Origin of the sequence: Flavobacterium sp. (assembly GCF_043773265.1) — a bacterium.
GTDB lineage: Bacteria > Bacteroidota > Bacteroidia > Flavobacteriales > Flavobacteriaceae > Flavobacterium.
In genome coordinates this window covers 1-11,573 of sequence record NZ_JAYVFH010000235.1, presented here as the reverse complement: position 1 = coordinate 11,573, position 11,573 = coordinate 1, and the positions used below count along the sequence as shown (strand labels likewise).

Here is an 11,573-nt window from a genome sequence, read left to right as displayed (position 1 = left end):
GAATAAAAAAGGAAACGATTTTAGACTACGCTTTTTTTGGAGAATGATGCTGTTACTGGTATTTGGGTTTATAAATACCGTTTTCTATCAAGGTGATATTCTTACTATGTACGCCATTTTGGGTTTGATTTTAATTCCAGTTTGTAATTTAAGCAACAAAGTGGTTTTGATAATTGCTGTAATTTTAATGTTACAACCTTTGGAGTGGTTTAAGTATTTTTATTTATTGTCCAATCCAGATTATATTCCTGCGCCAAATTTATCCGAAAGTTATTACACGCAAATTGCAGATTATATGAACAATGGTAATTTCTTTGATTACATAAAAGGAAATGTAACTCTCGGAAAAGCAGCGTCTTTACTTTGGTCGTGGGAAAACGGAAGGTTTTTTCAAGCACCAGCATTATTTATGTTAGGTATGTTAGCAGGTCGAAAACAACTTTTTACAAAAACAGAATCTAATATTTTTTTCTGGAAAATGACATTACGAATTTCACTATTTGTATTTATACCACTTTTTTTAATAGTAACTTATTTGCCAGAACTAGTTTTAAATAAATTCGCATTAGCACGCCTTTTAGTAATTATTAATTCTTGGGCTAATTTTGCATTGATGCTGTTTTGGGTTGCTTCGTTTATTCTTTTATTTTATTCAGAAAAAACACATAAAATATTGTCAAAACTAATCCCAATGGGAAAAATGAGTTTAACAACCTACATAATGCAATCTGTAATTGGTTCAACATTGTATTACAAATATGGTTTTGGTTTGTATCAATATACAGGCGCAACATTATGTTTATTTATTGGTGTTATTTTACTTATACTACAAATTGCCTTTTGTAAATGGTGGTTAAAAACACATCCTCAAGGTCCATTAGAACACATTTGGCACAAATTAACTTGGATTAAATTTTAAAAAAAATGAAAAAAATCACATCATTCCTTTTTGTATTTGCTTGTTTTACTGCAATTTCTCAAACAAAGTTTCCCTATCAAAATGCATCTTTGCCAACTGAACAAAGAGTAAAAGATTTATTGAGCCGAATGACTGTAGAGGAAAAAGCAGGACAATTAAACCAATTAAATGGTGGTGCTTTTACTGGTCCAGCAGGAAATGATGCAGGACAAAATGAAAAATCAAAAGCCGTAAAAGACGGAAAAGTTGGTTCGCTTTTAAATGTTATTGGCGTTGCCGATACCAAAGCAATTCAAGAAGTTGCAATGCAAAGCAAATTGAAAATTCCTTTGTTATTTGGGTATGATGTAATTCACGGTTACAAAACTATATTTCCAATACCGTTGGCAGAAGCGTGCAGTTGGAATTTATCTGGAATTCAAAAAAATTCTTCAATTGCTGCAAAAGAAGCATCTGCAGCAGGAATTCATTGGACATTTGCGCCAATGTGTGACATCAGTAATGATCCACGTTGGGGAAGAATTATGGAAGGCGCAGGAGAAGATCCATATTTAGCAGGATTGGTTTCGGCGGCAAGAGTAATAGGTTTTCAAGGGAATCTTAATGATAATGAACACGTTATGGCTTGCGTAAAACATTTTGCAGCTTATGGCGCAGTCGAAGCAGGAAAAGAATATAATCAAGTGGATCTAAGCCGACCATTATTATGGAATAAATATTTACCATCATACAAAGCTGCAATTGATGCTGGAGCTGCAACTGTAATGAATGCCTTTAATGTTTTTGACGGAATTCCTGCAAGCGCCAACAAATTTTTAGTAACCGATGTTTTAAAGAAAAAATGGGGTTTCAAAGGATTTGTGGTTTCCGATTGGGCATCGTTTAAGGAAGAAATAACTCACGGTTATGCCGAAAACGGAAAAGATGCTGCACTAAAATCGCTACAAGCTGGAAGTATGATGGATATGGAAAGTAAAGTTTCTGTACAATATTTACCAGAATTAGTGAAAGAAGGTAAAATAACTTTAGTACAGCTAGATGAAGCTGTTGGTAAAATTTTAACTCAAAAATTCAAATTAGGATTGTTTGATAATCCATACAAATATTGCGATTTAGAAAACGAGAAAAATAAAATATTCACAACAGAAAATAGAGCAATTGCAAAACAAGCAGCCGAGGAATCGATTGTTTTATTAAAAAATAACAACTCTATTTTACCATTACAAAAAGATAAAAAAGTAGCTTTAATTGGTTTGTATGCCAATAGTAAAGCCGATATGTTCGATTTTTGGATTGGTCAAGGAAACAGTAATGATGCTGTTACAGTTTACGAAGGATTAAAAAATAAAATAGCAAATATTACTTTTTGTAATGGATATAATGCAGATAATTCTACAAACGAAACATTAATTAACGAAGCTATAAAAAATGCAAATGAAGCCGATGTTATTCTAGTAAATATTGGAATAAGCGGAAAAATGGCTGGCGAAGACAGAGCACTTGCTAATCCATCAATTAGTAAAGGTCAATTAGAACTTTTAGCAGCTTTGCAAAAAACAGGAAAACCAGTTGTTGCATTAGTTTCTAGTGCAAGACCATTAATTCTTACTGAAGCTGAGCCATTTACTGATGCTTTAGTGCAATGCTGGATTTTAGGAACAGAGCACGGAAACGCAATTTCATCAATGCTACTTGGCGAATACAATCCATCGGCAAAAACAGTAGTGACTTTTCCTTATGCAATTGGTCAAATTCCAATATATTACAATCATTTTAATACAGGAAGACCTACGCAAACCGACGGAATGGGAAATTGGTACAGCAGATATCGTGATGTGCAAAGTGAACCATTATTTCCTTTCGGATATGGATTAAGTTATACCAATTATACTTATGGTGATATAAAATTATCATCATCAGAAATAAAAAAAACAGAAAAATTAATATGCAAAATTTCGGTTACCAATTCAGGAAAAATTGATGGCGAAGAAATTGTTCAATTGTATATTAGAGATTATGTAGCATCAATTGTTAGACCTGTTTTAGAACTTAAAGCATTTGAAAAAGTAAAATTAAAAGCTGGAGAAACTAAAGAAGTAACATTTACATTATCTCAAAAAGATCTTTCTTTTTTTGATGGAGATGGAAATACTGTAATCGAATCTGGAAAATTTAGTGTTTTTATCGGAGCAAATTCTAAAGATCTAAAACAAGCTGATTTTCAGTTGAGATAAAAATTTAATTTAAATTATAAATTATAAAAAACTAATCAAATTTTATAAAATGAAAAAAATTATCTCATTAACTATAGTAGTGTTTTTTCTTTCTTGCAAAGAAAATTCAAAAGAAACATTAACTACAGAAACTTCAACAATTCCTGGTTCAACTTGGTGGAAAGAAGCCGTAATTTATCAATTATATCCACGTAGTTTTCAAGATACCAATGGCGATGGTGTAGGTGATATCAAAGGAATTACACAACGATTAGATTACTTACAAGATTTAGGAATTAATGCCATTTGGTTAAACCCAATTTGCGCTTCGCCAAACGATGATAATGGTTATGATATTAGCGATTACAAAGCCATTATGACCGAAATGGGATCAATGGAGGATTTTGATGAAATGCTTGCTGGGATGAAAAAGCGCAATATCAAACTTATAATGGATTTGGTAATAAATCACAGTAGTGATGAGCATAAATGGTTTACAGAAGCTAAAAAATCAAGAGATAATAAATATTACAACTACTATCATTGGTGGCCAGCAGAAAAAGGAACGCCAACAAAACGATACAGTTTATTTGATGAAAATGCTGATGCTTGGCGGTTTAACAAAGCAACTAATAGTTACTATTTACACTATTTTTCTAGAAAACAACCCGATTTAAACTGGGAAAATCCTGTTCTTCGTCAAGAAATGTACGATATAATGAAATTTTGGTTAGACAAAGGCGTTGCTGGTTTTAGGTTAGATGCCTTTCCGTTTATGGCAAAAGATACTTCTTGGCCAGATAAAGGAAAAGATTTTACAAACGAGCAATTTGTTCGCTATTATGGTACAGACGAAAAAGTGCATACTTATTTAAAAGAAATGAACGAAAAAGTATTGAGTAAATACAAAGAAGTATATACTGTTGGTGAAGGTGGCGTAATTCCGTTTAGCAAAGTACAAGATTATGTAAACACAGAACGAGATGAATTAAACACTTTGTACCACGATGAATTAGGAAATATTTGGGGAAGAGATAGTTTAGATTTGGGTGTATATGATGTTAAAAAACATAATGTTGTGGGGTTAAAACAAATAGTAACTAAATGGGACGAAAAGTTTTTAAATTCCGGATGGAATACTGTTTTTTGGGCAAACCACGATCAAAGCCGAACTGTTAGTCGATACGGAAATGAAGCGCCTGAATATAGAGAAGCCAGTGCAAAAATGTTGTATACTTTTTTGTTAACACAACGTGCAACGCCATATCTTTATAATGGTGATGAAATTGGTATGACAAATATTCGATTTAAAACAGTTGAAGAATATAACGATTTGCAAACAAAAAACAGATATTACATTGAATTGAGAAAAAGTAAAGCTGCAGCAGATGCCTATTTATTAATGCAAGCCGATTTAAGCAGAGACAATGGTCGTACACCAATGCAATGGAATGCCGCAACAACAAATGCAGGATTTACAACTGGCAAACCTTGGTTGCCAATAAATAAAAATTATGTAAACGTTAATGTAGAACAAGCAGAAAAAGATAAAAACTCTATTCTAAATTATGTTCGACAAATGACCAAATTAAGAAAAGAGCATAAAGACATTTTAGTTTATGGAAAATATCAATTGATAGACAAAGACAATAAAAATATTTTTGCCTATACAAGATCAAACTCAAAAGAAACTTTTCTAATTTTATTAAATTTTACAAAAGAAATTAATACAATTGCAATTCCAAAAGAATATAAATTATCTGATGAATTAATAAATAATTTAAATACTTTAAAAACAGAAGGAAATAACATCAAATTACAACCCTATCAATCGTGTATCATAAAATTGAAATAGCATACTTTTTATCATCTCAAAAAAATTACTATTTTTGAACCCAATGAAAAAAACTGCATCCTTATTACTAGTTATCACATTAATCACTTCGTTGTTTTACAACTTGGTCGATTATTATATGATGATTTCTTACCAAAAAGAACAAAGTTGGATTCAACAGATGCAAAACACTCCAGATTCTGAATTTAAAGTCATTAAACTTAATGCAACTTTATATTCTTTTATGGAAGATACAGATATTGAAAAAGTAAACGAAAACATAATTATTGACAATAAAATATATCACATTTTTAAGAAAAACATAAAAGATAATGTTTTGAATTTGTATTATCTAGGTGTTGAAAATCAAAATGCAATTGATGTAAGTTTAAAAAAAATTGTTGATTGTCAAAACAATTCTGATGGTTCTAATTCGCCAATTGAAAAACTTATAAAAACTTTTAGTAAAGATTATTTAAAAACCATAGCAAATTTAAATTTATCATTAAACTTTAAAATACACATTGCTATAAACAAAGATTTTCAACCCAACGGAATTGAAAATTCTGGTTATTTAAACAATGAATACGATCCTCCCAAGAATGTATAATCATCTTAATTTATATCTTAATAAATTATAAAAACATTAAAATTTAGTTTTAGTGCTTTGGTGATTGTCCATAAATTAATTTATCATATTTGTAAAATTTGAATTTCAAAAAAATTATTCTTTTTTCATAATTGTTTATAGGAAAAGTTAGTTACTGAAAAGTAGAATAGCATTTTTGGGTAAATGTCATTGATAAATTTGTATTAATTTAAGGACAATCATTATAAAAACTATTTTAGATTTAGTGTGTGATTAATGATTAAATCATTCTATTAAAACAGGAAAAACTCCTAGAACAATTCAAATAAAAAAATGAAGAAACTATATATAATCTGTCTTATTATGGCAGTTCAACATTTTTATGCCCAAACAGAAATTGATGGCATAATGATGGATAAAAAATATTTTTGCACTGGCGCAATATATGAATACAGCAGTTGGGATAAATATTGGGAAGGAAATTTTAGAAGAGAAAACCTAAATCTCGGAACTGTTTCAACTCAAAAAATTGCTATAAACGGAAACTACGGAATTACAAATAATCTAAATGTAATTTTCAGCATTCCTTATATTGCAACTAATGCTTCTGCAGGAACATTACAAGGAAAAAAAGGAATTCAAGATCTTTCATTAACATTAAAATATATGTTTTTTGAAAAAAAATTAAACCACAATTCACTTTCGTTTTATGCATTGGGTGGTTTATCAACTCCTGTAAACAATTATGTTGCCGATTATTTACCTTTGAGTATCGGATTACAAAGTAAAACTGCATCTTTACGATTGATGAGCGATTATCAATTTGGCAATTTGTTTGCTACAGTTTCAAGTGCTTACATCAAAAGATCTAATATAAAAATAGACAGAAACACTTACTATACAGATCAAATGCATTATACCAACGAAGTTGACATGCCAGATGCAATTTCGTTTAATGCAAGAGCAGGTTATAGAACCAAAAGATTAATTGCCGAAGCAATATTTGATACTTGGACAACTCAAGAAGGTGGTTTTGATATTACTACTAACAATATGCCTTTTCCAAGCAACACAATGAACATGACAAAAATTGGTTTTAACGGAAAATACAACTTAAAATCAATTTCTGGTTTATCAATTATAACAGGATTTAACCATGTAATATCTGGAAGAAATGTGGGACAATCTAACGCTTTCTATGGCGGATTATTTTATATTATGAACTTTAAAACTAAAGTTAAACCTTCTCAAGAATCTAAAATTTAAAAAAATGAAAAATTATTTATATAAATTGTATACAATTTGTTTATTGCTTTCACTTACCATTTTTACAATTTCTTGTAATGATGATATTGAAGAACGAAATGAGCAATATCCGCAATTAAACCCAGCCAATACAGATGCAAATGCAGGTACTTGGACACCATTATTATTAACTTCTCCTAATGAATTTTCTATAGATGCACCACTTGCTACAACAACTCCTGCCTATTTTAGAGAACTAAATGAAATAAAAAGTTATCAAGCCAATATTACTTCTGAACAAAAAAGAATTATTAACTATTGGAGTGCTGGTGGCGTTTTACGTTGGAACGAAATTATGCAAACATTGGTTGCCAGACACAATCGTCCACCATATCAAAGTCCAGATGGAACTTATCCAATTCCTTCAGCTGCAAATCCATTTGCAAATCCACAATTTCCATTTTCCAATCCACCATTTGCAGCTCGAGCTTATGCATATGTTAGCGCAGCACAATATGATGCAATGGTTGCAACTTGGCATTACAAAGAGCTATACAATAGAGATGCACCATTTGTGGTTGATACAACTTTACAAGTTTTAATTCCGAGAAGTCCATTACCATCTTATCCTTCAGAAGATGGTGCTTTAGCAGGAGTTACTGTTGAGATTTTAAAATTACTTTTTCCAACAGAAATTTCCTATATTCAAGAAAAAGCAGAAGAACAAAAATTATATAGAATAATTTCTGGAGCAAATGTAAGAAGCGATATTGAAGCAGGAGTTTCTCTAGGAAGAAAAATTGCGGCTAAATTTATTTCAAAAGCTGCAACAGATGGTGCTGGAGCAGCAGTTGGAAATCAAACACTATGGACTCAATTAGAAACCAATGCTGTTGCCAATGGCGAAACACCATGGCGTTCATTAGATACTCCACCAAGACCACCAATGTTGCCATTATTTGGTAATGTAAAATCTTTTTTAATGACACCAGCTGATGTTATTTCAAATCGTCCTGTTGCACCACCATCTACTAATTCGCCTCAATTTTTGGAAGAATTAAATGAAGTAAAATATTATAGCGAAAATGTCACTAGAGAACGAATGAAAATTATAGGTTTTTGGGCTGATGGTGTTGGAACTTATACTCCACCAGGACATTGGAATCAAATTGCTAATGAAGCATTTGTTACTCAAAGTTTTAGCGAAGTGCGCTGGGCAAGAAACATGGCTTTGTTAAATATTGCCATGATGGATGCCGCAATAAGTTGTTGGGATGCAAAATATTATTATTTCAATCCAAGGCCAAGTCAAGCAAATAGCTCAATAAAAACGTCTACTGGAGTTCCAAATTTTCCTGCTTATGTTTCGGGACATTCAACTTTTAGTGGAGCTGCTGCAAAATATTTATCGCATGTAATTCCATCGAGAACTCAAGAGTTTCAATCTATGGCTGTCGAAGCATCAGAATCTAGATTGTTTGGAGCAATTCATTATAGAAGTGATTGCGAAAAAGGAATGTCTCTAGGTCAGACTGTTGCAAATTTTGCTATTACAAGAGCTACAAATGATGGCGCTGAATAATAAATAATTTATTAATAAAAAAATGTTTCTGAAATTAGTGTTTAATTTTAGAAACATTTTTCTTGTTTATGCTATTTTTCTTAAATAAGAAATTAATTAATTAGTTAATAAATAACATTTTAGATAATTATTTACTAATATCCTTTTTAATTAATACAATATGTAAAGATTAACAATTATCTTTAGACATTCTTAAATTTAATTTGCTTAAAAACCTATACAGTTTTCATATCATGAAAGATATTACGCTAAAAGAAATTGCTGCCAAGCTTGGAATTTCGATTACAACGGTTTCTAAAGCATTAAAAAACTATCCTGATGTTAGTGAAAAAACTAGAGCTGCGGTTTTAGAGTTAACTAAATCTTTGCACTATACACCCAATAGCTTTGCAGTAAATCTAAGAACCAAAGAATCTTACACTATTGGATTGATAATTCCAGAAGTTGTGCATCACTTTTTTTCTAATGTTATTAATGGAATCATTGCCGAAGCAGAAAAAAATGGCTATTTGGTAATCATTTTACAATCTAATGAATCATTAGAATTAGAAAAAAAACAAGTCGAACTTTTAATAAATAAAAGAGTTGATGGAATTATTATGTCGCTTTCTAACGAATCAAATAACGATGAACACATTAAAGAAATATTGAGGCGTGAAATTCCATTTGTTCAATTTGACAAAATATCAAAATTAATTCCGAGTTCGAAAGTGGTTATAAATGATCAAAAAGCTGCTTTTGAAGCTACTGAACATTTAATTAAAAAAGGTTGTAAAAAAATTGCTCATATTCGCGGACCAGTAAATCCTCAAAATGCAATTGATCGATTTTTAGGATATAAAAAGGCATTAGAAAAAAACAATATTCCATTTGATTCAAAGTTGGTTTACACTTGTAAGAATGTAACATTTGAAGAAGGAAAAGAATTTGCCAAAGATTTGATAGATAATCATCCTGATGTTGATGGGGTTTTTGTGATTACTGATATGGTTGCTGTTGGAGTTTTGGCTTATTTTAATGAAAACAACATAAAAGTTCCACAACAAATAAAAGTAATTGGTTTTAGCAATTGGTTTATGTCGCAAGTAATTACACCAAAACTAAGCACCGTTGATCAACCTAGTTGTGAAATGGGAATTAGTTCATTTAATTTACTGCTAGAAGAAATGACTTCTAAAAGAGACCATACTGTTTTTAAGCCCAAAACAATTGAATTAGAAACTTCTATTATTGAAAGAGAATCTAGTTTGTAATTGTAGTTATTACTTAGATTTTTATATTTTGTTTTTTTTGTGATTAATTTTAGGATGAGATTTTCTTTGTGGGCACGGATTTATAACTTTCGCTATCTTGTCCTATCCGAGTGTCGAGTCTATTTATACTTCTTTTTATAAATTAGAATTTCATTTACTCTAATGAATCTATCATTTACATCCCTAATCCATTGATTTGGTTTTTGAATTATTAGATTACTATCATTAATTTCAATAATGTCTAAATATTCGCATTCTTGAAAAATAGTATCATTCTCACTGATTATTTTATTAGGAATTAATGATAATGTAATTCCTAATCTATTTTTATTTCTATTAAGGTAGAACTTCCCACTTGAGTTTACTCTAAGATCATCACTGCTATATTCTTTATTGTAATTTCCATCCTGTAAAATAATTTCTTCAGTGTAATTTTGTTCTTTTAAAATCCAATTTCCGTTGTAGTTATTTTTTTCAATGGTTTGATTACAACTAAAAAGAAAAAATAAGAGTAGAGAAAAGAATGATAGAACAAACACAATATTTAAATTAATTGGGTTTCTTTTCTTTATCATAATCAACTCTATTTCTATTTCCTTTTGAATCTGTAACATAAATATAATTTTTAGTCCCTACTACATTGTCTCGTTCTAAAATAACGTTACATATTTCAAATTAATACTTAAAATATTATTAAGAGAATCATTTTAAAAAATTAATATTCCTTTTTAAACCTTTAACCTTAGTTCTCTTAACAGCCGAGTTTTTAAAAACTTTATTAAATGTATCTTCTGTGATTTCTTCCCAATCTTTTTTAGAAAAGGATAAAAGTTCAAGATTTGAATTAAATAATGGTTCGTTATGTGGTTTTGAAAAACGATTCCAAGGGCAAACATCTTGACAAATATCGCAACCAAATGCCCAGTCATCAAATTTACCTTTCATTTCTTGAGGCAAATTGTCATTTAATTCAATAGTGAAATAGGAAATGCATTTAGAGCCATCAACAACATAAGGTGCAACTATTGCTTCAGTAGGACATGCTTCTATGCAAGCAGTACAAGTTCCGCAATGATCTGTTGTAGCATAATCATATTCTAGTTCTAAATCTAATATTAATTCAGCAATAAAATAGAATGATCCTGTTTTTTGGGTTATAAGATTGCTATTTTTCCCTATCCAACCCAAACCACTTTTGGCTGCCCAAGCTTTGTCTAAAACCGGTGCTGAATCAACAAAACATCTTCCAGCCACTTCGCCAATTTCTGTTTGAATGGTACTTAATAATTGTTTTAATTTTTCTTTGATTACAAAATGATAATCTTGTCCGTAAGCATATTTTGAAATTTTATAACTATCTTTATTTTGAACTTCTGATGGGTAATAATTTAACAATAAAGAAACTACACTTTTGGCATCATCAACTAATAATGTTGGATTTAATCGTTTGTCAAAATTATTTTCCATGTAAGACATTTGACCATGATGATTTTGGTTTAACCAATTTTCTAATCTTGGTGCGTCTTCTTCAAGAAAACCTGCTTTAGAAATTCCACATGAAAGAAAACCGAGTCGAAGAGATTCGGCTTTTATTAATTTTGTGTATTTTTCTTTGATATTAATCAAAATTAAAACAATCCTCCTTGAATATTAGTTTTTATTTTCCCCAAATGATGATACGCTTTTTCTGTAACTTCTCTTCCTCTTGGTGTTCGCATAATAAAACCTTCTTGAATCAAAAAGGGTTCATAAACTTCCTCGATTGTTTCACTGCTTTCAGATACGGCTGTTGCTAAAGTAGACAAACCTACTGGTCCACCTTTGAATTTATCGATGATGGTGTTTAGAATTTTATTATCCATTTCGTCCAAACCATGCGCATCGACATTCAAAGCTTTTAGTGCATAACGAGCAATTTCGATATCTATAGTTCCATTT

Annotated in this window: 10 protein-coding genes; 7 read left to right on the top strand and 3 right to left on the bottom strand. The window is 30.5% G+C overall.

Features of this window, described 5'->3' with window-relative positions; genetic code table 11:
• From ACH2BO_RS12595 to ACH2BO_RS12565, 7 genes are all read left to right on the top strand, one after another.
• On the top strand, nucleotides 1-919 hold a 919-nt coding region (locus tag ACH2BO_RS12595), incomplete at its 5' end, for a DUF418 domain-containing protein (protein ID WP_395045086.1).
• A gap of 5 nt (nucleotides 920-924) precedes the next feature.
• A complete protein-coding gene (gene bglX, locus ACH2BO_RS12590; protein WP_395045085.1) occupies nucleotides 925-3,153 on the top strand; it encodes a beta-glucosidase BglX in 2,229 nt (742 codons plus the stop codon).
• 49 nt (nucleotides 3,154-3,202) lie between these two features.
• Entirely contained in the window at nucleotides 3,203-4,987 is a 1,785-nt protein-coding gene (locus ACH2BO_RS12585) for an alpha-glucosidase (protein ID WP_395045084.1), read from the top strand.
• A 43-nt stretch (nucleotides 4,988-5,030) separates the two neighbouring features.
• Nucleotides 5,031-5,576 carry a hypothetical protein gene (locus tag ACH2BO_RS12580; protein ID WP_395045083.1) on the top strand — a complete coding sequence of 182 codons (546 nt, stop codon included), beginning with the start codon at nucleotides 5,031-5,033 and terminating at the stop codon, nucleotides 5,574-5,576.
• A 312-nt stretch (nucleotides 5,577-5,888) separates the two neighbouring features.
• Nucleotides 5,889-6,821 (top strand): hypothetical protein, encoded by a 933-nt coding sequence (locus tag ACH2BO_RS12575; RefSeq protein WP_395045082.1) that lies wholly within the window; start codon nucleotides 5,889-5,891, stop codon nucleotides 6,819-6,821.
• Nucleotides 6,822-6,825: 4 nt separating this feature from the next.
• Nucleotides 6,826-8,382 carry a phosphatase PAP2 family protein gene (locus ACH2BO_RS12570; protein ID WP_395045081.1) on the top strand — a complete coding sequence of 519 codons (1,557 nt, stop codon included), beginning with the start codon at nucleotides 6,826-6,828 and terminating at the stop codon, nucleotides 8,380-8,382.
• A 233-nt stretch (nucleotides 8,383-8,615) separates the two neighbouring features.
• Nucleotides 8,616-9,635, top strand: coding sequence for a LacI family DNA-binding transcriptional regulator (locus ACH2BO_RS12565; protein ID WP_395045080.1), 1,020 nt, complete (start codon nucleotides 8,616-8,618; stop codon nucleotides 9,633-9,635).
• 119 nt (nucleotides 9,636-9,754) lie between these two features.
• Here the strand turns inward: ACH2BO_RS12565 and ACH2BO_RS12560 are convergent, their stop codons facing one another.
• From ACH2BO_RS12560 to ACH2BO_RS12550, 3 genes are all read right to left on the bottom strand, one after another.
• Nucleotides 9,755-10,249 carry a hypothetical protein gene (locus tag ACH2BO_RS12560; RefSeq protein ID WP_395045079.1) on the bottom strand — a complete coding sequence of 165 codons (495 nt, stop codon included), beginning with the start codon at nucleotides 10,247-10,249 and terminating at the stop codon, nucleotides 9,755-9,757.
• Between the two features lie 88 nt (nucleotides 10,250-10,337).
• Nucleotides 10,338-11,261 (bottom strand): tRNA epoxyqueuosine(34) reductase QueG, encoded by a 924-nt coding sequence (gene queG / locus ACH2BO_RS12555; RefSeq protein ID WP_395045078.1) that lies wholly within the window; start codon nucleotides 11,259-11,261, stop codon nucleotides 10,338-10,340.
• A gap of 2 nt (nucleotides 11,262-11,263) precedes the next feature.
• Nucleotides 11,264-11,573 (bottom strand): Holliday junction DNA helicase RuvB C-terminal domain-containing protein (locus ACH2BO_RS12550; protein WP_395045077.1); only part of this gene is annotated, 310 nt, incomplete at its 5' end.

Bases quoted from the DNA above. Each gene is read 5' to 3' on its own strand.
- ACH2BO_RS12560 (WP_395045079.1), bottom strand. From the start codon at position 10,249: ATGTTACAGATTCAAAAGGAAATAGAAATAGAGTTGATTATGATAAAG.
- ACH2BO_RS12575 (WP_395045082.1), top strand. From the start codon at position 5,889: ATGAAGAAACTATATATAATCTGTCTTATTATGGCAGTTCAACATTTT.
- ACH2BO_RS12585 (WP_395045084.1), top strand. From the start codon at position 3,203: ATGAAAAAAATTATCTCATTAACTATAGTAGTGTTTTTTCTTTCTTGC.
- ACH2BO_RS12570 (WP_395045081.1), top strand. From the start codon at position 6,826: ATGAAAAATTATTTATATAAATTGTATACAATTTGTTTATTGCTTTCA.
- ACH2BO_RS12580 (WP_395045083.1), top strand. From the start codon at position 5,031: ATGAAAAAAACTGCATCCTTATTACTAGTTATCACATTAATCACTTCG.
- bglX (WP_395045085.1), top strand. From the start codon at position 925: ATGAAAAAAATCACATCATTCCTTTTTGTATTTGCTTGTTTTACTGCA.
- ACH2BO_RS12565 (WP_395045080.1), top strand. From the start codon at position 8,616: ATGAAAGATATTACGCTAAAAGAAATTGCTGCCAAGCTTGGAATTTCG.